20 protein-coding genes are annotated in these 22,002 nt (G+C 69.3%); 13 read left to right on the top strand and 7 right to left on the bottom strand.

From position 1 onward, the window contains the following. Window positions 1-17 precede the first annotated feature (17 nt). From ABD235_RS09450 to ABD235_RS09440, 3 genes are read left to right on the top strand one after another with little or no spacing between them, the layout of a single operon-like run. A complete protein-coding gene (locus ABD235_RS09450; RefSeq protein ID WP_344172103.1) occupies window positions 18-1,322 on the top strand; it encodes a polysaccharide lyase 6 family protein in 1,305 nt (434 codons plus the stop codon). Continuing rightward, window positions 1,319-2,170, top strand: coding sequence for an AraC family transcriptional regulator (locus ABD235_RS09445; protein ID WP_344172101.1), 852 nt, complete (start codon window positions 1,319-1,321; stop codon window positions 2,168-2,170). The genes ABD235_RS09450 and ABD235_RS09445 overlap by 4 nt, the downstream gene beginning before the upstream one ends. Window positions 2,171-2,180: 10 nt before the next feature. Continuing rightward, the gene (locus tag ABD235_RS09440) at window positions 2,181-3,584 is read left to right on the top strand and encodes a polysaccharide lyase 6 family protein (protein WP_344172099.1); all 1,404 of its coding nucleotides are present in this window, start codon (window positions 2,181-2,183) and stop codon (window positions 3,582-3,584) included. On the opposite strand, the gene ABD235_RS09435 is transcribed toward ABD235_RS09440, so the two are convergent. Both ABD235_RS09435 and ABD235_RS09430 read right to left on the bottom strand, forming a co-directional pair. Next, the gene (locus ABD235_RS09435) at window positions 3,581-4,954 is read right to left on the bottom strand and encodes an MFS transporter (protein WP_344172097.1); all 1,374 of its coding nucleotides are present in this window, start codon (window positions 4,952-4,954) and stop codon (window positions 3,581-3,583) included. The two genes, ABD235_RS09440 and ABD235_RS09435, sit on opposite strands and share 4 nt — an antisense overlap. 54 nt (window positions 4,955-5,008) lie before the next feature. Next, window positions 5,009-5,761, bottom strand: a complete 753-nt coding sequence (locus ABD235_RS09430) for a glycerophosphodiester phosphodiesterase family protein (protein WP_344172095.1) — start codon at window positions 5,759-5,761, stop codon at window positions 5,009-5,011. A 26-nt stretch (window positions 5,762-5,787) separates the two neighbouring features. Between ABD235_RS09430 and ABD235_RS09425 the strand changes: the two genes are divergently transcribed. After that, complete coding sequence (locus ABD235_RS09425) at window positions 5,788-6,921, top strand: aminotransferase class V-fold PLP-dependent enzyme (RefSeq protein WP_344172093.1); 1,134 nt, start codon at window positions 5,788-5,790, stop codon at window positions 6,919-6,921. Here the strand turns inward: ABD235_RS09425 and ABD235_RS09420 are convergent. Next, entirely contained in the window at window positions 6,882-7,568 is a 687-nt protein-coding gene (locus tag ABD235_RS09420) for a GntR family transcriptional regulator (protein ID WP_344172091.1), read from the bottom strand. The genes ABD235_RS09425 and ABD235_RS09420 overlap by 40 nt on opposite strands. A gap of 94 nt (window positions 7,569-7,662) precedes the next feature. Between ABD235_RS09420 and ABD235_RS09415 the strand changes: the two genes are divergently transcribed. The 9 genes from ABD235_RS09415 to ABD235_RS09375 are packed head-to-tail and all read left to right on the top strand — an operon-like array spanning window position 7,663 to window position 16,020. Continuing rightward, window positions 7,663-8,511: an NAD(P)-dependent oxidoreductase gene (locus tag ABD235_RS09415; RefSeq protein ID WP_344172089.1), complete on the top strand. Its 849-nt coding sequence runs from the start codon at window positions 7,663-7,665 to the stop codon at window positions 8,509-8,511. Next, window positions 8,508-9,404, top strand: a complete 897-nt coding sequence (locus ABD235_RS09410; protein WP_344172087.1) for a carbohydrate ABC transporter permease — start codon at window positions 8,508-8,510, stop codon at window positions 9,402-9,404. Before ABD235_RS09415 ends, ABD235_RS09410 begins: the two co-directional genes overlap by 4 nt. Next, complete coding sequence (locus ABD235_RS09405) at window positions 9,401-10,282, top strand: carbohydrate ABC transporter permease (RefSeq protein WP_344172085.1); 882 nt, start codon at window positions 9,401-9,403, stop codon at window positions 10,280-10,282. Before ABD235_RS09410 ends, ABD235_RS09405 begins: the two co-directional genes overlap by 4 nt. A 13-nt stretch (window positions 10,283-10,295) precedes the next feature. Continuing rightward, window positions 10,296-11,630, top strand: a complete 1,335-nt coding sequence (locus tag ABD235_RS09400; RefSeq protein WP_344172083.1) for an ABC transporter substrate-binding protein — start codon at window positions 10,296-10,298, stop codon at window positions 11,628-11,630. After that, window positions 11,630-12,862: a CaiB/BaiF CoA transferase family protein gene (locus tag ABD235_RS09395; protein WP_344172081.1), complete on the top strand. Its 1,233-nt coding sequence runs from the start codon at window positions 11,630-11,632 to the stop codon at window positions 12,860-12,862. Before ABD235_RS09400 ends, ABD235_RS09395 begins: the two co-directional genes overlap by 1 nt. After that, window positions 12,859-13,632 carry an enoyl-CoA hydratase gene (locus ABD235_RS09390; RefSeq protein WP_344172079.1) on the top strand — a complete coding sequence of 258 codons (774 nt, stop codon included), beginning with the start codon at window positions 12,859-12,861 and terminating at the stop codon, window positions 13,630-13,632. The genes ABD235_RS09395 and ABD235_RS09390 overlap by 4 nt, the downstream gene beginning before the upstream one ends. Continuing rightward, the gene (locus ABD235_RS09385) at window positions 13,629-14,594 is read left to right on the top strand and encodes an amidohydrolase family protein (protein WP_344172077.1); all 966 of its coding nucleotides are present in this window, start codon (window positions 13,629-13,631) and stop codon (window positions 14,592-14,594) included. Before ABD235_RS09390 ends, ABD235_RS09385 begins: the two co-directional genes overlap by 4 nt. A gap of 16 nt (window positions 14,595-14,610) precedes the next feature. After that, entirely contained in the window at window positions 14,611-15,348 is a 738-nt protein-coding gene (locus ABD235_RS09380; RefSeq protein WP_344172075.1) for an RraA family protein, read from the top strand. A gap of 33 nt (window positions 15,349-15,381) precedes the next feature. After that, the gene (locus ABD235_RS09375) at window positions 15,382-16,020 is read left to right on the top strand and encodes a class I SAM-dependent methyltransferase (RefSeq protein ID WP_344172073.1); all 639 of its coding nucleotides are present in this window, start codon (window positions 15,382-15,384) and stop codon (window positions 16,018-16,020) included. Here the strand turns inward: ABD235_RS09375 and ABD235_RS09370 are convergent. Genes ABD235_RS09370 through ABD235_RS09355 form a run of 4 tightly spaced genes read right to left on the bottom strand, consistent with a single transcriptional unit; the run spans window position 16,017 to window position 21,939 of the window. After that, the gene (locus tag ABD235_RS09370; RefSeq protein WP_344172071.1) at window positions 16,017-16,868 is read right to left on the bottom strand and encodes a carbohydrate ABC transporter permease; all 852 of its coding nucleotides are present in this window, start codon (window positions 16,866-16,868) and stop codon (window positions 16,017-16,019) included. The genes ABD235_RS09375 and ABD235_RS09370 overlap by 4 nt on opposite strands. Next, the gene (locus ABD235_RS09365) at window positions 16,865-17,791 is read right to left on the bottom strand and encodes a carbohydrate ABC transporter permease (RefSeq protein ID WP_344172069.1); all 927 of its coding nucleotides are present in this window, start codon (window positions 17,789-17,791) and stop codon (window positions 16,865-16,867) included. The genes ABD235_RS09370 and ABD235_RS09365 overlap by 4 nt, the downstream gene beginning before the upstream one ends. Before the next feature lie 6 nt (window positions 17,792-17,797). After that, window positions 17,798-19,126 carry an ABC transporter substrate-binding protein gene (locus ABD235_RS09360; protein ID WP_344172067.1) on the bottom strand — a complete coding sequence of 443 codons (1,329 nt, stop codon included), beginning with the start codon at window positions 19,124-19,126 and terminating at the stop codon, window positions 17,798-17,800. A gap of 23 nt (window positions 19,127-19,149) precedes the next feature. Next, window positions 19,150-21,939 (bottom strand): family 78 glycoside hydrolase catalytic domain, encoded by a 2,790-nt coding sequence (locus ABD235_RS09355; RefSeq protein ID WP_344172065.1) that lies wholly within the window; start codon window positions 21,937-21,939, stop codon window positions 19,150-19,152. Window positions 21,940-22,002: the final 63 nt, after the last annotated feature.

The raw sequence follows: 22,002 nt of genomic DNA, 5'->3' as shown, positions 1-22,002 counted from the left end.
AGACACTGACTCGTTCATTGGAGGACTTTCAGCAGGCGATCGACCGTGCGGTCCCCGGCAGTACCGTCGTACTTGCTGACGGCACCTATGACGTGACCTCGCCGATCGCGATCACCGGCAAGCGCGGAAGCCGGCGGCGGCCGATCACCGTGCGGGCGGAGTCGTGTGGCGGGGTGACGCTGACCGGCGAGCAGAGCTTCGTGCTGACCGGGTCCTCCGACCTGACCATCAGCGGTTTCGTCTTCCGGCAGCGGACGACGCTCGAGCTGCCGCCGGACTGCCGACGGATCCGCTTGAGTCACAACGACTTCCAGCTGGCCGATTTCGAGGGCCTGCACTGGGTGATGGTCCGGGCGGACCACTCGACGATCGTCCGCAACGTGTGGCACGGCAAGTCGACGCTCGGGATCTACCTCGGGATCGAAGGCGCCGGCACCAGCTCGATGGCCCAGGGCGTGTACGTCGCGCGCAACCACTTCCGCGACCACACGTTCGCCGGTGACAACGGCGGCGAGCCGATCCGGCTCGGTGTCAGCCCGCGCGCGCTGTCGCACGCCGGCGCGGTGATCGAGCTGAACCTGTTCGGGCGCGCGAACGGCGACCCGGAGGCGATCTCGGTGAAGTCGTCCGGGAACGTGATCCGGCGGAACACGATCCGCGACAGCACCGGCGGGATCGTCCTGCGGCACGGCAACAACAACCGCGTCGAGGGCAACTACCTGCTGGCCGGGAGCAACGGCATCCGGATCTACGGCAACGACCACCTGATCGTCAACAACTACCTGGAACGGATCGGGAGCGCGGGGATCGTGCTCGGGAGCGGGTCGGTCCGGGACCACTTCGCCGGTGAGTCGGCGGAGTCCCGGCGCGGCAACGACGCTCCCGACCGGGTCCGGATCGGGCTGAACACGGTTCTCGACTGCAACTCGGCGATCGTCGGGGAGAGTCACCGGACCCTCCCGCCGCTGGACTGCGCGATCACGGACAATCTCCTGATGGGCGACACAGGGCAGCTGATCAACATGCCGTACCCGGACGGGATCGACTTCTCCGGCAATCTCACCTGGGGAGCCGCCGCCGACGGCAACGTACCGGCGACCCGCAAGGATCCCCGCCTGGCGGCGGGCGCGGACGGCGTACGGCGACTGACCGAGCACAGTCCGGCCAGAGACGCGGCCACGCGCTGGTACCCCGGCGTCGAGACCGACCTCGACGGCGACCAGCGGCACGGACGCGCGGACGTCGGCGCGGACGAGTACTCGAAGCATCGCCCCGCGGGGAGCCCGCTGACCGCAGCCGAGGTCGGACCGCACAGCTCATGAACAGCCCACGCGCAACCGTCACCCAGCAGGACGAGCTGATCCGCACGCACCTCGACCGGCTGCGCCTCGACCTCGTGGTCGCGGCGCGGATCACCAAGGTGCACCGCGAGTGGGCGCGCCCGCTGCAGCCCGATCCGTTCTCGCGGCTCTACCTGATCCTCGAGGGCGAGGGCCGGCTCGTCGTCGGCGACGAGGTGCTCGACCCGAAGCCCGGCGATCTCTGCTACCTCCCGGCCGAGGTGCCGGTGTCGTACGAGGCGATCAGCGACAACACGTACCGCAAGCACTGGCTGCACTTCTCCGCGCTGATCGGCGACAAGGACATCGGTGAGGTGCTGAGCCTCCCGTACGTCGTCCGCAGCAAGTCGCCCGAGGAAGCCGGCGCGCTGTTCGAGCAGGTCGGCGCGGCCGACCGGGATCCGCCCGGTCTCGCGACTCCGCTGCGGCTGCGGTCGGCGCTGACCGCGCTGTTCGCGCACTACCTGGACAGCGCGCCGCCCGGGACCGTGCAGCTGTCGCCGCAGCAGACCAGCGAGTCGGACGTCGTGCAGTACATCCAGGCCAACCTCGGCAGCCCGCTGACTGTCGAGGATCTGGCCTCCCGGTTCGGGCAGGACCAGCCGACGTTCATCCGGTACTTCCGGGCGGAGTTCGGCCTGTCGCCCAAGCAGTACCTCAAGCGGGCCCGGATCGAGTGGGCCCAGCGCGAGCTCGCCTCGACCTCACGGCCGATGGAGGAGATCGCGGCCGCCGTCGGCATGGACCAGTCGTACTTCTCGAAGGTCTTCCGCCAGGTCAGCTCGGTCACCCCGAGCGAGTACCGAAAGCTGTACCGCCCCCACAGCTAGGAGCCCCATCATGGAACGTCGCACCTTCTTGGCCGGCGGCCTCGCCGCCCTCGTCCTGTCCAGGTCGACCGACGCGTTCGCGGGCACGACCGCGACCGTCACGTCGCTCGCCGAGCTCCAGCAGGCGATCAACAACGCCACCGCCGGCGCGCGGATCGTCCTGAAGAACGGCTCGTACGCCGTACCGTCCGGATCGCCGATCACGATCAGCGGCCGGCACGGCACCAGCACGGCGCCGATCACCGTCACGGCGGAGAGCCGCGGCGGGGTGACGCTCACCGGCCCGCACAGCATCGTCTTCGCGAACTCCTCCGACCTCGTGATCAGCGGGTTCGTGTTCCGGCAGAGCTCGACGCTCGACATCCCGGCGAACTCACCGCGGATCCGGCTGACCCGCAACGACTTCGCGCTGGCGGCGTCGACCGGGCACTGGGTCGTCGTCCGCAGCGACGACGTGAAGGTGGACCGCAACGTCTTCCACGACAAGGCGACGGTCGGCTGCTACCTGGTGATCGACGGGCCGTCGGGGACCGCGATGGCGCGGCGGACCTACATCCTGCGCAACCACTTCCGCGACCACAGCTTCAGCGGCGACAACGGGGGCGAGCCGATCCGGCTGGGGGTCAGCAGCCGGGCGCTGAGCGATGCCGGTGCGACGGTCGAGTACAACCTGTTCGAACGGGTCGACGGCGATCCCGAGGCGATCTCGGTGAAGTCGTCCGGGAACACCGTCCGGTACAACACGATCCGGAGCAGCCTGGGCGGCATCGTGCTGCGGCAGGGCAACGACAACCGGGTCGAGGGCAACTACTTGCTGGCCGGGAGCAACGGGATCCGGATCTACGGCAACGACCACCTGATCGTCAACAACTACGTCGGTGGGGTGAGCGGCGCCGGCATCGTGCTCGGCAGCGGGTCGGTGCGTGACCACTACGACGGCGAGTCGGACGACTCGCGCAAGGGCAACGACGCACCGGACCGGGTGACGATCGTGCTCAACACGCTGCGGAACAACGGCCAGGCGATCGTCGGGGAGAGCCAGCGGACGCTGCCGCCGCTCGGCTGCCGGATCGCGGACAACCTGCTGGTCGGGGACGGGGAACCGCTGGTGGACATGCCGTACCAGCAGGGCATCACGTGGGCGGGCAACATCGTCTGGGGATCGGCGGCGGAGGGGAACCTCAAGGGCTTCAAGCGCGCCGACCCCAAGTTGGTCGCCGGACCTGATGGGGTTTACCGACTTGGAGCGGGGAGCGCGGCGATCAACGCGGCCAGTGCGTCGAGTCTGGTGAGTGACGACTTGGACGGGCAGGCCCGCACGGCGCCGTACGACGTCGGTGCCGATGAGTACTCGACCGTCCAGCCCGTACGACGCCCGCTCACTGCAAGTGATGTGGGACCGGGAGCTGCTTAGACCAGCGCCGGCTGCGTGTTGCCGGCCTCGGTGATGCCGCGGCGCATGTCGACGCGGGAGAGCAGCACCAGGCCGATCAGGAAGAACAGCCCGAGCGCGACGATCGCCGGGCGGTAAGAGCCGGTCAGTTGGTGGACCAGGCCGAAGACGAGGGTGCCGAGCCACGACGTCCCTCGTTCTCCGGCCTGGTACAGGCTGAAGTACTCGGCCTCGCGGCCCTTCGGGATCAGCTGGCTGAACGCCGACCGGGACAGCGCCTGGGTGCCGCCGAGCACGATGCCGATCGCGACGCCCATCGCCAGGAACGGCACGATCTGCTTCTCCGGCAGCGTGAACCCGGCGATCACGATCGCCATCCACACCACCAGCCCGCCCATGATGGTGCGGTGCGACCCGTACCGGCGCGCGAAGCGGCCGAAGCCGATCGCGCCGAAGAACGCGACGAACTGGACCAGCAGGATCGTCATGATCAGCACCTGGGTCTCGAACCCGAGCTGCTTCTCGCCGTACGTCGAGGAGACCGAGATGACGGTCTGGATCCCGTCGTTGAAGAACAGGTAGGCGACCAGGAACAGCAGCGTCATCGGGTACGTCCGCAGGTGCCGCAGCGTCGCCCCGAGCTGCCCGAAGCTCTGCCGGATCATCGACCCGCTGCGCACCGCCACGACGCCGGTCGGCGGCCGGTTGCGCAGCTTGACGAACGGGATGAACGTGAACAACCCCCACCACAGCCCCGCGCTGAGCAGACTCAGCCGGACGGCGGTGCCCTGGCTCATCCCGAGCGTGTCGTGCGCGGTGACCACGCCGAGGTTGATCGCCAGCAGGATGAACCCGCCGAGGTAACCGAACGCCCAGGCGCGCGAGGAGACGTCGTCGCGGTCGTCCGGGGAAGCGATGTCGATCAGGATCGAGTCGTAGACCACCATCGACGAGCCCAGACACAGGTTCCCGATGAACAGCAGCAACGCGCCGAGCGCCCACCGCCCGTCGGTCACGAAGACCATCGAGCTGGCCGCGATCGCACCGGCCCAGGCGAAGCCGCACATCAGCAGCTTCTTGCGCGGCGACCGGTCGGCGATCGCGCCGACGATCGGCAGGAACAGCGCCGAGACGAGCGTCGCGACCGTGACGACGTAGAAGGCCAGCGACCCCGGCGAGATGCCGAGGCCGAGGATCTGCAGGTTGGTGTGGCACGGGTCCTCGGTGGTCCCGACCCGGCCGCAGGCCGCCTGCTCGGCGACGGAGGTCAGGTACGGCGCGAACAGCACGGTGCCGGTGGTCGTCACGTAGCCGGAGTTGGCCCAGTCGTACAGGCTGAAGCCCCAGTACTCACGCTTGTCGACGGCCGCCGGGGCCGACAGGAATCCCATGCGCAGGAGTGTGTCAGGTCGAGAGGTACTTCGGAGGACCGATCGGTAACACTTTCAGCTCCACTGACCCCGTTCGACCAGGACGTCGCGCAGCAGGTCGGTGCGGTCGGTGATGATCCCGTCGACGCCCGCGTCGAGCAGCCGGTGCATCGCGGCCGGGTCGTCGACCGTCCAGACGTGCACCTGCTTGCCGAGGGCATGCGCCCGGCGCAGCAGACCAGGGGTGAGCACGCGCAGCCGCCCGTACACCTCGGGGATCTGCAGGCACGCGCCCGGCGACGAGAGCCGGAACGGCGCGAACCGCAGCCGGGCGATCTCGTGCTGCCCGAAGCCGGTCGCCAGCCGCGGCCCGAGCTCGCGCCGGATCCGCTGCACCCGCGCCTGCGAGAACGACGACACGCAGACCCGGTCGATCGCGCCCGCGTCCCGCAGTACGGCGGCCGCCGGGGCAACGCCGTTGTCGGCCTTGACGTCCAGGTTGAGCCGGACGTCGGGGAACTCCTCCAGCACGTCGGTGAGCAGCGGGATCGGCTCGTGCCCGTTGATCCGCGCCTTGCTCACCTCCGACCACGGCAGCTCGGAGATCACGCCCGTGCGGTCGGTGACCCGGTCGAGCCGGTGGTCGTGGAAGGCGACGACGACGCCGTCGCTGGTCGCGTGCAGGTCGGTCTCGAGGTACCGGTACCCGAGTTTCACCGCGTGCGCGAAGGCGCGCAGGGAGTTCTCGTAGCCGAGGTTGTCCGGGTGCAACGCACCGCCGCGGTGGGCCATCGGGATCGGCCCCTCGTGGTCGAGGTAGGGGTACACACGCCAGAGTATGTACCGTGGTGACGGTGAAGGATCTCAGCCCCCGCCCCGACCTGTGGTCCCTCGATCCCGATGTCCTGCACCTGAACCACGGCTCGTACGGCGCTGTTCCGCGCCGCACCCAGGAGCTGCTGGCCAGGCTGCGGGCCGAGACCGAGGCCAATCCGATGCTCTGGTTCCGCTCGGTCGCCGACCGGTTGACCACGAGCCGCCTGGAACTGGCCCGGTTCCTCGGCACCGACCCGGCCGGCTTTGCGCTGGTGCCGAACGCGAGCGCCGGCGTGACCGCCGCGCTCGCGGCCATCCCGATCCCGCCGGGCAGCCGGATCGTGCTGACCGACCACATCTACGGCGCGGTCCGGTACGCGGCCGAGCGCGTCGCCCGCGCCCGCGGGGCCGAGGTGGTCGTCGTCGAGGTGCCGCTGGAGGCCGACGACGACTCCGTCGTCGCCGCGATCGGCGCCGCCCTGAACGAGCGGACGGCCGCGCTGATCGTCGACCAGATCAGCTCGGGCACGGCGATGGTCTTCCCGATCGCCCGGCTGGTCGAGGCCTGCGACGGCATCCCGGTGATCGTCGACGGCGCCCACGCGCCGGCGCTGCTGGACGATCCGGCCGGGGACGGCGCCGACTTCTGGACCGGCAACTTCCACAAGTGGCCGGCCGCGCCGCGCGCGACCGCCGGACTCGTCGTCGCCGAGAAGTGGCGCGCGGCCACGCTGCCGCTGATCGTCTCCTGGTCGGAGTACGACGAACGCCTGCCTGAGCGCTTCGACATGCAGGGCACCTTCGACTACGCCGCCTGGATCGCGGCGCCCGAGTCGTTGCGCGTGCTGGCCGACCTGGACTGGCCGGCCCGGCGGCCGCAGCTGACGGCACTGGTCGAGCACGGCGCGCAGCTCCTGGCGAAGGCCTTCGGCACCGATCTGCCGGACGTCGTGCACCCGGCCGCGACGATGCGGCTGGTGGAGATCCCGTTCAACGGCCGGAAGTCGTCGGACGCGGGCGAGGCGTTCAAGATCCGGGTCTCGCGGGAGCTGAAGGCCGAGATCACGCTCACCGGGTTCGACGAGCGGACCTTCGTGCGGCTCTCGGCCCACGCCTACAACAGCCTGCGCGACTACGAGCTGCTGGCCTCGCGGCTGCCGACGTTGTTCTGAATCTCGTTGAACGAGCGCTCCCCGTGCACCGCGAGCTCGGCCAGGACGGCGGCCGGGTCGCCGGCCTCGACCAGGTCGAGCAGCTTGCGGTGCCGGGCGACGTGCTCGTGCAGGTCCTCGTAGAAGTGTTCGCGGGCGTACAGGTTGCGGGCCATGCAGAGCAGCAGCTGCTGCTGCACGGAGGCGTAGGCCTCCTCGAGCCGGCGGTGACCGGCGAGCGCGACCAGCGACGAGTGGAACTTGTAGCCGGCCTGGACCAGGCTGCCGCGGTCCTCGGCGGCGGCGCAACGTTCCATCTCCAGCAAGGCGTCCTGCGCGACCTTGAGCCGCTCGGGCACCTGGACCGGAACGCCTAGCTCGACGGCCAACCGCTCCAGCGCCGAGCGCAGCGTGAGGATCTCGAAGACGTCCTGGTCGGTGAGCGTGGCGACCATCGAGCCGCGCCGCGGCCGGGTGACGATCAGCCCTTCCTGCTCCAGCACCCGCAGCGCCTCCCGCAGGGGAGGACGGCTGATCCCGAGCTGCTCGGTGAGCCGCTCCTCGATCAGCCGCTCGCCCTCGGCCAGCTCTCCGGCCAGGATCATCCGGCGAATCGCGTTGGCGGCGAGCTGCACGAGGCTGGGCGACTGCAGTTGGTGCTCTGTCATGGCGGTCATTCTTCCCCGAGATCTTGTGGACGTCGACTATCTATTGTAGACAATAGTTCATAGACGGCTGGCGGGACGGACTGGAGGCGTGTTCGTGGCCCAAGACATCAACCGCAGTACGAAGATCGGGTTCGTCGGGCTGGGCAATCTGGGCCGGCCGATGGCAGAGTCCCTGGACCGCGACGGCTGGTCCCTGAAGGTGTACGACGAAGATCCACGACGGGCCGATGGCCTGGACGCGGAGTTCGTGGATGGGCCGAGTGCTCTGGCGGACTGCGGCGTGATCGCCCTGGCCGTACCGGACGACGAGAGCGTCACCGAGATCCTCGACGAACTGGTCCCGCTCCTGGCGGCGGGATCGGTCGTCCTCGTCCACAGCACGATCCTCCCGGCCACCGCCCGGCGGCTCGCCCTGCAGGCGGAGGTCCGCGAGATCGGGCTGCTCGACGTACCGGTCAGCGGGGGAGCGGAGAGAGCGCTGTCCGGTTCTCTCACGGTGATGGCCGGCGGCCGGGCCGAGGTGCTGGAGCAAGCGCGGCCCGTGCTCGGCTCGGTCGCCGAGAGCGTTCTCCACGTCGGGCCTGCCGGGGCCGGCGCGGCGGTGAAGCTGGCGAACCAGTTGATGATGTTCGCCGCGCTGGCCGGGGTGCAGGAAGGGCTCGAGCTCGCCGGCGCGTACGGCGTGCAGGAGCAGACCGTGCTGAACGCTGTCTCCACGAGCACCGGTGAATCGTGGATCACGCGCAACTGGGGCTTCTTCGACAGAGTCGCGGCGGCCTACGACGCGGCCGGCACGCCCGTGCGAAACCGGCCCTGGAGCAAGGATCTCTGGGACGTCGTGGCGGCCGCGCGGGAGTCGGACGTCCAGGTTCCGTTGGCCGGTCTGCTGGCCCAGTACCTGGCGGATCAGGTGGAAACGCACGCCAGGAAGAGCGACTCATGAAGAACACGCGGACCGGCCGTGAAGGGCTGACGGCCTACCTGTTCCTGAGCCCCTGGCTGATCGGCATCCTGCTGCTGACGATCGGGCCGATGCTGTACTCGGCGTACCTGGCGTTCACCAGCTACGACCTGCTCAGCGCGCCGCAGTGGATCGGGCTCGACAACTTCCGCCGGATGTTCACCGCCGATCCGCGCTACCTGTCGTCGGTGAAGGTGACGCTCCTGTACGTCGGGGTGTCGGTCCCGCTGCTGCTGGTCGTCTCGATGATCCTGGCGCTGCTGCTGAACAAGGGCATCAAGTTCCTCTCCGGCTACCGGGCGCTGTTCTACCTGCCGTCGCTGATGGGCGCGAGCGTCGCGATCGCGGTGCTCTGGCGGCAGATGTTCGGCAGCACCGGCCTGGTGAACCAGGTGCTCGCCCTGTTCGGCATCACCCACGGCAGCTGGGTCGGCAGTCCCGAAACGGCGTTGTGGACGATCGTGACGCTGAACCTCTGGGCGTTCGGCGCGACGATGATCATCTTCCTGGCCGGCTTGCGACAGGTCCCGGCCGAGTTGCACGAGGCGGCCGCGGTCGACGGCGCCGGGCCGGTCCGCCGGTTCTTCAGCGTCACGCTGCCGCTGATGACGCCGCTGATCTTCTTCAACCTGCTGCTCGACACGATCCACGCGTTCCAGGCGTTCACCGGGGCGTTCGTGGTCAGCCGGGGATCGGGTGGGCCGGCCGACTCGACGCTGTTCTACACGCTGTACCTGTACCAGCAGGGATTCGCCGAGCTGAAGATGGGCTACGCGTCGGCGATGGCCTGGGCGCTGGTCGTCGTCCTGGGCCTGTTCACCGGGTTCCTGTTCCTGACCGCCAAGCGGTGGGTGTACTACGGGGACGAGCGATGACGGCCGTCACGGTCGGCGCCCGCCCGTTGTTCGGCCGGCGCGCGACGCGCAACCCGCTGGTGATCGGCCTGCTGCGGCACGCGCTGCTGATCGGCGTACTGATCGTCATGCTCTACCCGGTCGTGTGGATGGTCGCGGCGTCGTTCCGGCCGTCGGCCGAGGTGATGAACAGCCTCGGGCTGTTCTCGAAGAACTACACGCTGGACAACTACAAGAACGGCTGGAGCGCCGGGCAGCTCAACTTCTCGCGCTACTTCCTGAACTCGATCGCGATCACCGCGCTGTCGATCGTCGGCAACCTGGTGTCGTGCTCGCTGACGGCGTACGCGTTCGCCCGGCTGGAGTTCCCGTTCAAGCGGATCCTGTTCGGGGTGCTGCTGGCCACGATGTTGTTGCCCTACCACGTCACTTTGGTGCCGCAGTACATCTTGTTCAACGAGCTGGCCTGGATGAACACCTACCTGCCGCTGGTCGTCCCGAAGTGGCTCGGCGTCGAGGCGTTCTTCATCTTCCTGATGGTCCAGTTCATCCGGACGCTGCCGCGCGAGCTGGACGACGCGGCCCGGATCGACGGCTGCGGGCACTGGCGCACCTTCAGCCGGATCATCGTGCCGCTGGCCCTGCCGGCGCTCGGCACCACCGCGCTGTTCACGTTCATCGCGACCTGGAACGACTTCCTCGGGCCGCTGCTCTACCTCAACCGGCCCGAGCTCTGGACGGTCTCGCTCGGCCTCAACTCGTTCCTGGACGTCACCGGCGAATCGGCGTACGGCTCGCTGTTCGCGATGTCCACGCTCGCCCTGGCCCCGATCGTCGGCTTCTTCCTGGGGGCGCAGAAGCTGCTGGTCGAGGGCGTCGCCACCACCGGCCTCAAGTGACTGGAGAACTTCGATGAAACGCATTCGTACGGCGGCGCTGGCCACGGCCGCACTGATGGTGGTTGCCGGGTGCAACGGTACGTCGGTCGGCGACACCGCCGGCGGCGACGCGGGCGCGCAGGACGGCAAGGGCGACGTCACCGGCAGCCTGCAGCTCACCTTCTGGGGCGGCGCGAACCGGGCGGCCAAGACGAACGCGGTCGCTGACCTGTTCGTCAAGGCGCACCCCGGCGTGACGATCGACCGGCAGAACGCCGACTTCGGCAACTACTTCAACAAGCTGAACATCCAGGCGTCGAGCAAGACGCTGCCCTGTGTGATGCAGCTGCAGGGTCGCCAGCTGAACGACTACACCAAGCGCAAGGTGCTGCTGCCGCTCGACCCGATGATCGAGTCCGGCGTGATCAAGGTCGACGACATTCCCAAGGAGGTCGTCGACACCGGGCGCGGACCGGACGGCAAGCTCTACTTCCTGCCGTACGGCGCGGCGTACGACGCGGTCGGCGTGAACGAGACGCTCGCCCAGCAGGCCGGCATCGGGCTGCCGAAGGAAGGCTACGACTGGCAGCAGTACACCGACTGGATCGCGTCGGCCAAGGGCAAGCTGCCGGACGGTGTGTTCGCGGCCGGTGCGCGGGGTGGGTTGCCGAACTACTTCATCGCCTACCAGCTGGCCAACGGCACGAACCTGTTCACCGACGACGGCAAGCTCGGCTTCAGCAAGGAGTCGCTGGTCCAGTACTGGGAGATGTGGGAGAAGCTGCGCAAGTCGGGCGTCACGATGAGCGCCGACACCCAGGCCGACGAGCCGGAGGGTGCTGAGCAGAACTTCATCGCGCAGGGCCGGCTGATGACCGACAGCATGCCGGGCAACGCGCTGACGCCGGCCTCGGCGACGCTGGCCGGCAAGGCCGGCGGTCAGAAGCTGACCACGCTGCCGATGCCGTCGGGGCCCAGCGGTCCGGGCAACGCGCTGTTCAGCTCCGGCTTCGCGATCCCGACCAACTGCGACAACGTGCCGACCGCCGCCGCGTTCATCGACTTCTTCACCAACGACCTCGAGGCCGGCAAGGTGTTCAAGTCCGACAACGGCGCCGCGACCAACACCAAGGTGCTGCAGGCCCAGATCGACGACCCGGCGCTGCCGGCGCTGAAGAAGCACGAGCTGGAGCTGTTCTCGAAGATCGCGGAGAACAAGCCGCCGACGATCCTCTACCCGCCGGGCTACCAGGCGACCTTCGAGAAGGCCTTCACCCGGGCCTACGAGGAGATCGCGTTCGGCAAGAAGACCGTGCAGCAGGCGGCCGACTCGTTCTTCAACGAGGCGAACGCCGGACTGGGCGGCTGATGACGGGCGCGGCGGGCAGCGCCGGTACGGCGGGAGCCGGTGGACCTGGGCCGGAGGGTGCCGGGTCGGCGGGCGCCGCCGGTCCCGGGCCGGCGGGTGCGCTCGACGGGTTGCGGGTGCTCGACCTGACGCAGGTGATGGCCGGGCCGTTCTGCACGATGCTGCTGGCCGACCTGGGCGCCGACGTGATCAAGATCGAGAACCCCGCTGCGGGTGACCAGACCCGCCGGTCGTGGGGTTACGCGGTGCACGGCGAGGACAGCCGGGCGTTCCTGGCGCTGAACCGGAACAAGCGCAGCGTCGTACTGGATCTGAAGGCGGCCAACGACCTGGCGTCGTTCCGGCGGCTGGTCGAGACCGCCGACGTCGTCGTGGAGAACTTCCGGCCGGGCGTGACCGCGCGGCTCGGGGTCGACTACGCGACGCTCGCCGAGTTGAACCCGCGACTGATCTACGCCAGCGTCTCCGGCTTCGGCCAGACCGGCCCGTACGCCGACCGCCCGGGCTACGACCTGATCGCGCAGGCGATGTCGGGGGTCATGAGCATCACCGGCACGCCCGGCGGCGAGCCGGTGAAGTCGGGGCTGCCGGTCGGGGACCTCGGAGCCGGGCTGTTCTGCGCCTTCGGGATCGTCTCGGCCGTGCACGCGCGGGAGCGGACCGGGGTCGGGCAGTACGTCGAGACGTCGCTGTTCGAGGCGGCGCTCGCGATGTCGGTGTGGGAGTCGACCGAGTACTGGGCGACGGGCACGGTGCCGCAGCCGCTCGGCTCGGCGAACCGGATGTCGGCGCCGTACCAGGCGTTGCGGACGAAGGACGGTCACCTCACGCTGGGGGCGAACAACGAGCGCCTTTGGCAACGACTCTGTACCGCTCTGGAGGTCACCGACTTGCTCACCGACGAACGATTCCTGACGAACACCGACCGGATGGCTCACCGCGACGAGCTGGCCGGCGTACTGGAGGAACGGCTGGCCGCGGCGACGACCGACGAGTGGGTGGCGCTGCTGCTGGAGGCCGGAGTGCCGGCTGGGCCGATCCGGGACTACGCCTATGTGCTGGACGAGGACCCGCACGTGCAGGCGCGGGGGATGGTGCAGGAGATCGACCATCCGGTCGAGGGGAAGGTGCGGGTGCTCGGGTCGCCGGTGCGGTTGAGCGGGACGCCGGCAAGCATCCGCCGGCACCCACCGCTGCTCGGCGAGCACACGGCCGAGGTGCTGGGCGAATGAGCAAACTGGAGATCGACCGTGACGGCCCCGTTCTGCGGCTCACGCTGTCCAATCCCGAACGGCGTAATGCCATCACCTGGCCGATGTACGACGGGTTGTCGTCCATCGAGTCGCTCGTCGCTGAGGACCGTGGGATCCGGGTTGTCGTACTGCGCGGCGCCGGCGGGAAGGCGTTCGCCGCGGGGACGGACATCCGGCAGTTCGCGGACTTCACGACCGGGGAGCAGGGCGTCGAGTACGAGCGGCGGATCGCCGCGGTGCTGACGAGCTTGCTGCGGATCCGCGTGCCGGTGGTCGGCGTGGTTCAAGGGCCGGCCGTTGGTGCCGGGCTCGCGCTGGCGGCGTGCTGTGACCTGGTGGTCGCTACGCCGGACGCCGTCTTCGGTGCTCCTGTCGCGCGCACCCTCGGCAACACGCTTCCGCCGTTGGTCATCGCGCGGTTGCAGCAACGCCTCGGCGCCGGCCGGACGATGGCGCTCCTGCTGACCGCGGGTTTGATGCCGGCGTCGGAGGCGGCGATCGCCGGCTTCGTCACCGAGGTGATCGAGCGCGAGGACCTGGACGAGCGGGTCGAGGCACTGCTCCGGGTGATCTGCTCGAACGCACCGTTGACCCTGGCGTCGCTGAAGGAGTTCGACCGGCGCATACTCCGCGACGGCGCCTTCGCCGACGGCGAGGACATCCTGTCCGAGGTCTACGCCAGCCGCGACTTCCAGGCCGGCGTCAAGGCGTTCCTGGCCCACGAGGACGTCGAGTGGGAGGGCCGATGATCGTCGACGCGCACCACCACTTCTGGCAGGTCGCCGCCCAGGACCAACCGTGGCGAGACAACCGCCACGACGCCATCGCCCGCGACTACACCCCCGAAGACCTGGCCGCCGAGTTGTCCCGCACAGGCGTCGACCGCACGGTCCTCATCCAGTCGGTCGACGAACCAGCGGAGAACGACCGCCTGCTGCAGTACGCCGAAGCGCCGTACGTCGGCGCGGTCGTCGGCTGGCTACCGCTGTCAGACCCGGAGGCGGCGCGACGGGAGATCGACCGAGTGGCAGCCCTCGCCGGCGAGCGAAGTGAGGTGCGGGGCGCCGGCCCGGGGATCTCCGGCGAGCGAAGCGTCGCCGGGGGCGGCGGCCGCTTCCACCACCCCCACACCCCACCCGCCTGGCCCGCCGGGCTGGGGCGGTTTGCGGGGGAGTTCAGCGGGGTGCGGTGTTTGGTGGGGCGGGATCCGCTCGGCTGGCTGGGCGACGCGGCGACCGTGGACCTGTTTCGGGAGCTTGCCGAAGCGGAGATCGCCTGGGATGTCGTGCCGGTGACCGCGGCTCAGACCAAGGCGGTGTTGGGGTTAGCCGATGCCGTGCCGGACCTTCGGATTGTGGTGGACCACTTGGGGCGGCCTCCGGTCGACAGCGGGGGATGGGAGCCGTGGGCGGGGCTCGTGCGGGAGCTGGCGGGGTGTCCTCGGGTGGGGATGAAGGTCTCGTTGGGGATCGATCTGCTGACCGAGCTGGACGAGTGGCCGGAGCTGCGGCGGTATCTCGCGTGGGTGGTGGAGTGCTTCGGCGCTCACCGGCTGATGGTGGCCAGCAACTGGCCCGTGGTGCTGCTGCGGGCGTCGTACGAACAGGCGTGGACCAACTTGCGGACCGCGCTGGAGGACGTGGTGCAGGACCAGGACGAACTCGCGGCCGTGCTCGGAGGTACGGCCGCCGACTACTACCGGATCAACTGAAAGGCTTCCAGTGACTGTGACCGAGACAGCCAACGCCAACGATCTGAGCAGCTTGTACAAGCACCTGCGGGTGGTGGACGTCGCCGACGCGCTCGACGGGATCGGGTACTTCGACATCGGGCTGATGGCGCCGGACGTGCGCCCGCTCTGGCTGGGGATGAAGTTCTGGGGGCCGGCGGCAACGATCCGCGCGGTGCCCTCGAACCGGCCGATGTGGAAGCTCGACAGCACCCAGGACATCGTCGAGGCGCACCGGATCTGGTTCGAGGAGACCGGCAACGTGAAGCTGCCCGGCGACCTCGCGCCGGGGCACGTGGTGGTGATGGACGCCGGCGGCGGGAAGGAAGTCGGCTTCTGGGGCTCGGAGAACGGGATGGGCGCGGTGCAGAACGGCGCGGCCGGGATCGTCACCGACGGGTACTGCCGCGACACCGCCGAGATCGTCGCCCAGCGCACGCCGATCTGCTCGCGCGCTCGCGGGCGGACGATCATCCCGGGCCGGATCAAGGTCGTCGAGACCCAGTCCACGATCGCCTGCGGCGGGACCCAGGTCAGCCCGGGCGACATGATCGGCTGCGACGACGACGGCGTCATCGTCGTACCGGCCGAGGTCGCCGAGGAGGTCGCGGTGCACGCCCGCGCGATCCTGCTCGCCGACATGCGGGCCCGCCGGAAGAAGTACGAGGCGCTCGGCATGAAGCCCGACAGCTCGGTCGACCACGAGGCCATCGAGCGGTACTACGACGGCGTGTGAAACTGTCGGCGGCGACGGTTAGGGTCCCGGGCCATGACTTCGTACCTGGAGAGCACCCGGAACTCCTACAACACCGTCGCCGCCGACTACCACCAGCTCGTCGCGCCGCGGTTCGACGACCCGTACCACCGGGCGATCATCACCCTGTACGGCGACCTGCTGGCCGCCGGTGACGCCGGGCCGGTGGGCGACCTGGGCTGCGGACCGGGCCACGTCACGGCGTACCTGGCGGAGCTCGGCATGGACGCCTTCGGGCTGGACCTGTCGCCGGCCATGGTGGACTTCGCCAGGGGCGAGTACCCGGACCTCAAGTTCGACGTCGGCTCGCTGCTCGACCTGCCGATCGCGGACAACGGGCTGGCGGGCGCGCTGGCGTTCTACTCGCTCGTCCACACCCCGGCCGAGGACCTGCCGACCGCGTTCGCCGAGATCCACCGCGTACTGGCGCCCGGCGGCCTGTTCCTCTACGGCTTCAAGGCGGGCACCGGCATCTACCACCTGACCGAGGGCTACGGTCACCCGATCGAACTCGACGTCTACGCCTACGAGCCGGCCGCGATCCACGCACTGCTGGTCGCGGCCGGCTTCGCCGAGGTGACCCGGCTGACCCGTCCGGCGATCGCGCCGGAGAAGACCGACCAGGCCTTTTTGATCTACCGGAAGCCCGCCTAGCCCTTCACCGCGCCCGACGTCATCCCGGCGACGATCTGGCGGTTGAAGAACAGGAACATGATCAGCGGCGGCACCGTGATCAACAGGATGTTCATGAACAGCAGGTTGTACTGGGTGTTGAACTGACTCTGGAAGTTGAACAGGGTCAGCTGGACCGTGGCGTTCTGGTCGCCGGGCAGGAAGTAGAGCGGGTTCACGAAGTCGTTGAACACGTTCACCGACTGCACGACGACCACCGTCACGATCACCGACCGCAGCAGCGGGAAGATCACCCGGAAGAACAGCCGCAGCGGACCGGCGCCGTCGATCACCGCCGCCTCGTCCAGCTCGCGGGGGATGGTCGCGACGAACGCCCGGAACAGCAGGATGCAGAACGACAGCCCGAACGCGATCTCGATCAGGATCAGCCCGGTCATCGTCCGGAACAGCTGCAGCCCCTGCAGCACCCAGATCGTCGGGACGACGGCCGGCGGGATGATCAGGCCCGACAGCACGATGAAGTTGATGAACGGGTTCCACCGCGACCGGCGCCGCTGCAGCACGAACCCGACCATCGCCGCCAGCACCACCATCGCGGTGACGCTGACCACGGTGAGCACGGTCGAGTTGATGAACGCGATCACCAGCATGTAGTCGCGCGCCTCGATCACCGCGACGAAGTTCTGGACGAACTGGAACTGGTGCGGCCAGGAGAAGTCCAGCAGCGAGGCCTGCTGCCGGTCCTTGACCGCGGTCAGCACGATGAAGACGAACGGGATCACGAACACCACGAACGACGCGACGATCGCGACCGCGCTGAGCAGGTAGTTGCGGCCCGGCTTGTGGTTGACCAGCTCTGCCGTACTCACATGTCCACCTCCTTGCGGTTCAGGAACCAGAACAGCGGCAGGATCACCGCGGTGACCACGACGAACAGCACGACGTTGCCCGCCGTCGACAGCCCGTAGAACCCGGCCTGGTACTGCTTGTAGATCACCGACGCGATCACGTCCGAGGTGAACCCCGGCCCGCCGCGCGTCATCGCCCAGATCAGGTCGAACGACCGCAGGCCGCCGATCAGCGACAAGATGATCACGGTCACCGTGGCCGGGCGCGACAGCGGCAGCACGATCCGCCGGAACGTCTCGAACGCCCCCGCCCCGTCGACCCGCGCGGCCTCCATGTACTCCCGCGGGATCGACACGATGCCCGCGATGTAGATCAGCGTCGCGAGCCCGACGCCCTTCCAGACGTCGACCAGCGCGACCGACAGCAGCGCCCACTTCGGGTCGGTCAGCCAGCCGGGGCCGTTGATGCCGATCACCTCGAGCGCGCCGTTGATCAGGCCGCGCTCGGGGTTCATCAGCACGGTGAAGGTGAGCCCGACGCCGATCGTGCTGACCAGCACCGGGAAGAACACCACCGACCGCAGGTAGCCGCGCCCGACGATCCGGGACGTCAGCAGGACGGCGAGCAGCAGCCCGAGCACCACCTTCGACCCCGACGTGACGACGGCGAAGATCAGCGTGTTGGTGAAGCCCTTGATCAGCTGCGGCTCCTGGAAGAACAGCTGGAAGTTCTCCAGCCCGATGAACTTGGACTCGAACAGGCTCCACCGGGTCAGGCTGAAGTACAGCGACGCGAAGGTCGGGATCACGAACAGCACGCCGTAGATCACGGCGGCCGGCAGGTAGAACCAGTTGGAGTACGGCGAGTAGACCTTCCCCCCGGCCGCCGAGGCGGCCGGGGACACGGCGCTACGTGAGCGCGGGGTGACCGAGGTGGTTGCCACGGGCCATCACCAGCCAGCCAGTCCGAGCTGCTGGGCCTGCTTCTTGACGTCCTCGTCGTACCGGGCGGCGCCGTCCTGGGCCTTGCGGATGCCCGACCCGACCTCGACCGTGATCTGCTCCAGCGACGGACCCTTGACCGGCGACAGGAACTCCAGCGCCAGGCTGGAACCGCCTGGCTTGTCCAGGTACGGCTGCATGTCCTTGATCGACTGCGGTACGTCGGCCGGCAGCGAGCAGCCCTTGACGGCGTACGGGCCGGTCGGGACGCCGGCCTTGGCCAGCGACGCGCACCCGTCGGGGCTGGCGATGAAGGCCAGGAACTTCTTCGCCGCGTCGAGCTTCTCACCGGTGGTCGTGTTCGGGATGTAGACGCCGTTCGGGGTCCACACGGTCAGGCCGTTGGTGCTCGCGTCGTCACCAGGCAACGCGAACAGCCCGACGTCCTTGGCCGCGGCCGGGTAGAGGTCGACCATGTCGTTCACCACGCCGGTCAGGATCGGGTAGTGCGCACCCTTGCCCTGGGCAAGCATCCGGAGTCCGTCGGGCAGCTTGGCGGAGGCGAAGTCCTTGTTCTGGTAGCCCGCGTCGTGCACCTGCTGGGTGTGCTCGAAGCCCTTCTTGGCCGGCGCCGAGCTCGCGTACTTCGCTTGGTTCTTCGTGTACTTGTCGGCGAAGTCGCTCTCGGTGGCGGCGACGTTGTGGAAGTCGCCGAGCACGAACAGCTGCGAGGTCCAGGTCTCGCCGTAGGTCTGGATCACCGGCGCGACCCCGCCGGCGGCCTTGATCTTGGCGTTGTTGGCCATGAACTCGGCCCAGGTCTTCGGCACCTTCAGCCCGAGCTTGGTGTAGACCGGGATGTTGTAGAGCACCGCCCCGGCCATGAACCCGCCGGCGGGCGCGCCGTAGACCTGGTCGCCGGCCGTCACGGTCTTCTTGAAGTTCTCGTCGACGTCACCGATGTAGGGCTGGTCGGTGATCGGCACCAGGTTCTTCTGCGGGGCGATCGCCTGGAACAGCGAACCCGTGTTGTAGCTGAATACGTCGCTCATGTCGCCGGTGGACAGCCGGGTCTTGACGATGTTGTCGCCCTCCGTGCCGCCCGGCCGGCTCTCCAGCTTCACCGTAACGTCCGGGTTCTTGGCGTTGAAGTCCTTGATCAGCTGCTGGGCCTCCTTGACGTCCTGCTCCTGGTTGCCGGCCAGGTAGGTGATGGAGACCGAGCTGGAGCCGCCCGCGTCGTCGCTGGAGCCGAGGCTGCCCGCGCTGCAGGCGGCCAGCGCGAGTGAGCAGGCCGCGACCACGGCCAGTCCTGAGGTGCGTCGTCGGAACGTCATCTGTGACCTCCAGGGGATGTTCATCAGCGGTTGAGCAGTCGGTCGAGCTCGGCCTGCAACGCCTCGGCCGAGGGGGAGAACCCCCGCGGGCCGACGGCGTCCACGAGCTGGGCGGCGGGCTGGTCGAGGTAGCGGGTGAGCCGGGTGGCGAACTCGGCGTCGTCGGTGACGACCTCCTTCTCGACGGCGACGGCCACGAGCGACTGCCAGCTGGGCTCGTGGTCCATCAGTTGGCGGATGCTGGCGTCGGCAGGCAGCGCCGGCTCGTCGGCGTACGGGTCGTCGGCGGTCCACTCGTGCGTGCCGTGGCCGACGCTGACCGCTTCAGTTGCCCCCGGCACGTGAACCGTTGCCGTCGACCCCACCGGCACGGTGACGCTGAGCTTCAGCTGCCCGTCGGCGCGGCTCCACCCGACCGCCGCTTCGCCGTACGGCGTGAGGTGGCGCGCGGACGCCTTGGTGAGGCGGGCCGTCGGCAACGGGTCGACGACGATCGTGCGGTACCCCGGGTCGCCCGGCGCGAGCCCGGCCACCCGGCGGTGCATCCAGTCGGCGACGGCGCCGAGCGCGTAGTGGTTGAACGACGTCATCTGGCCCGGGTTGATGCTCCCGTCGGGCAGCATGCTGTCCCAGCGTTCCCACACCGTCGTCGCGCCCATGGTCACTGCGTACAGCCAGGACGGGCACCCTGTCTGCAGCAGGAGCCGGTACGCGAGGTCTGGATGTCCGGTATCGGCCAGCGCGTCGGCGATCAGCGGGGTCCCGACGAACCCGGTGCTGATCCGGAAACCCGAGGCGCGGACCAGGTCGGCGAGCCGTACGGCCGCGCCCTGACGCTGCTCGCCGGTCGGCAGCAGCGCCCACTGCAGAGCCAACGCGTACGTCGTCGTGGCGTCGCTGAGGACCCGGCCGCCCTCGGTCGTGTACTCCGCCGCGAAGGCTCGTCGTACGCGGGCCGCCAGCTCGCCGTACTCGCGCGCCAGGTCGGCGTCGCCGACGGCCTCGGCGGCCCGGGCGACCACCTCGGCCGACCGCGCGAGGTGCGCGGTCGCGATCACGTCCGGGTCGGCCTTGGCGGCGAACGCGTTGTCCGGCGGCGCGGTCGGGTCGAGCCAGTCGCCGAACTGGAACCCCCCGGTCCACAGCAGGTTGTCGCCGGCCAGGTCGACCATCCGGTCGACCCACGCCTTCATGCTCGGCAGCTGCCGCGCGAGCAGCGCGGTGTCCCCGGTCCGCTCGTACACGACCCAGGGGACGATCGTTGCCGCGTCACCCCAGGCCGCCGTCGACGGACCGGGATCGCGCAGGACGTCGGGGATGACGTACGGCACCGAGCCGTCCTTGTGCTGCTCGGCGGCCAGGTCGGCCAGCCAGTTGGTGAGGAACCCGGCGCTGTCGAACAGGAAGCTCGCCGTCGGCGAGAACACCTGGATGTCGCCGGTCCAGCCGAGCCGCTCGTCGCGCTGCGGGCAGTCGGTCGGGACGTCGAGGAAGTTGCCGCGCATGCCCCAGACCACGTTCTCGTGGAACCGGTCGAGCGTCTCGTTCGACGACTCGAACCAGCCGGTCCGGGTCAGGTCGGAGCCGACGACGACGGCTTCGATGTCCTCGGCAACAAGCTCGGCGACGCCGGTCACCTCGGCGTACCGGAAGCCGTGGAAGGTCAGCTCCGACTCGAGCGTCACCTCGTCGGGCCCGGCGAGCACGTAGGTGTCGGTCGCCTTCGCCGTGCGCAGCGGGCGGACGCCCAGCTCGCCGTGCTCCAGCACCTCGGCGTGCCGGAGCACGATCTCGTCTCCGGCCGCGCCGCCGCGGACGCGGAGCCGGACCCGGCCGACGACGTTCTGCCCGAAGTCCACCAGGGTCTTGCCCGCGGGAGAGGTCGTCACCTCCCGGGCCGGGAGGACGTCGGTGATCCGGACCGGCGGACCGTCGGGCGCCACCAGGAGCCCGAGATCGGCGTCGAGCACGTCGACCGGCGTCTTCGCCTGCGGCGTGAGCCGGAGGTCCGTCGACTGGCCGTCGTACAGGTCGTCGGCGGTGATCGCGCTCTCCCGCGCGGTCCAGGAACCGTCGGAGCCGATCACCACGACCTCGCCGGAGTCCGTCGTCACCTCGAGCTGGGCGAGGACGGCCAGGCGGTCGCCGTACAGGGCGTGCTGGTTCTTGAAGCCGAGCCGCCCGCGGTACCAGCCGTTGCCGAGCAGGAACTCGAGCTGGTTCGTGCCGGACCGGACGAGGTCGGTCACGTCGTAGGTCTGGTAGCGCAGGCGGAACTGGTACGCCGTCCAGCCCGGCGCCAGCTCCAGGTCGCCGACCCGCTCGCCGTTCAGCGTGGGGATGTAGGTGCCGTGCGCCGTGGCGTACAGCCGGGCCTTGACGATGCCCTCCGGCAGGTCGAACTCGCCGGCGACCAGGGGAGCGGGGGAGTCGTGGTCGCCGATCTCGCGCGGGGTGACGAAGCGCGCGGACCAGTCGTCGGTGCTGAGCAGTCCGACCTCGACGACGGCCGGCTCGCTCCAGTCGCTCCACTCGACACCGCGGACCCGGACCCGGACCGTCGCCTGCTCCCGCGACGCGAGCGGATCGTCGGGCCACGCGACCAGGACCTGATCGGCCGACTCGACGACGTGGGTCCGCGGGGCCGCGTCGCCCCGGACGATCTCCACCTCGTACGCTGTCTGCGCCCAGTCGGCGTCGGCGGAGGGGGTCTGCCAGGACAGGCGGGGAGCGGCGGTCCCGATGCCCAGGACCGGACCGGTGGTGCTGTGGTGGTCGAAGCGGAGGTGTGTCGGTGCGGCGGATCGCGACATGGCACTCCAAACGGGATGAAACGATTCATTGGGTAGGTCCGATCTTGGGGCCGTCGCCGCGCG

It is taken from the genome of Kribbella lupini (assembly GCF_039529595.1).
In the GTDB taxonomy this organism is placed as follows: Bacteria; Actinomycetota; Actinomycetes; order Propionibacteriales; family Kribbellaceae; genus Kribbella; species Kribbella lupini.
Note: the sequence above shows the minus strand (reverse complement) of the source record. Positions and strands in the feature narration are given on the sequence as shown.

Coding starts and splice junctions, on each gene's coding strand:
- ABD235_RS09445 (WP_344172101.1), top strand. CDS start 1,319: ATGAACAGCCCACGCGCAACCGTCACCCAGCAGGACGAGCTGATCCGC.
- ABD235_RS09440 (WP_344172099.1), top strand. CDS start 2,181: ATGGAACGTCGCACCTTCTTGGCCGGCGGCCTCGCCGCCCTCGTCCTG.
- ABD235_RS09435 (WP_344172097.1), bottom strand. CDS start 4,954: ATGGGATTCCTGTCGGCCCCGGCGGCCGTCGACAAGCGTGAGTACTGG.
- ABD235_RS09420 (WP_344172091.1), bottom strand. CDS start 7,568: ATGACAGAGCACCAACTGCAGTCGCCCAGCCTCGTGCAGCTCGCCGCC.
- ABD235_RS09410 (WP_344172087.1), top strand. CDS start 8,508: ATGAAGAACACGCGGACCGGCCGTGAAGGGCTGACGGCCTACCTGTTC.
- ABD235_RS09405 (WP_344172085.1), top strand. CDS start 9,401: ATGACGGCCGTCACGGTCGGCGCCCGCCCGTTGTTCGGCCGGCGCGCG.
- ABD235_RS09400 (WP_344172083.1), top strand. CDS start 10,296: ATGAAACGCATTCGTACGGCGGCGCTGGCCACGGCCGCACTGATGGTG.
- ABD235_RS09395 (WP_344172081.1), top strand. CDS start 11,630: ATGACGGGCGCGGCGGGCAGCGCCGGTACGGCGGGAGCCGGTGGACCT.
- ABD235_RS09390 (WP_344172079.1), top strand. CDS start 12,859: ATGAGCAAACTGGAGATCGACCGTGACGGCCCCGTTCTGCGGCTCACG.
- ABD235_RS09385 (WP_344172077.1), top strand. CDS start 13,629: ATGATCGTCGACGCGCACCACCACTTCTGGCAGGTCGCCGCCCAGGAC.
- ABD235_RS09375 (WP_344172073.1), top strand. CDS start 15,382: ATGACTTCGTACCTGGAGAGCACCCGGAACTCCTACAACACCGTCGCC.
- ABD235_RS09360 (WP_344172067.1), bottom strand. CDS start 19,126: ATGACGTTCCGACGACGCACCTCAGGACTGGCCGTGGTCGCGGCCTGC.
- ABD235_RS09355 (WP_344172065.1), bottom strand. CDS start 21,939: ATGTCGCGATCCGCCGCACCGACACACCTCCGCTTCGACCACCACAGC.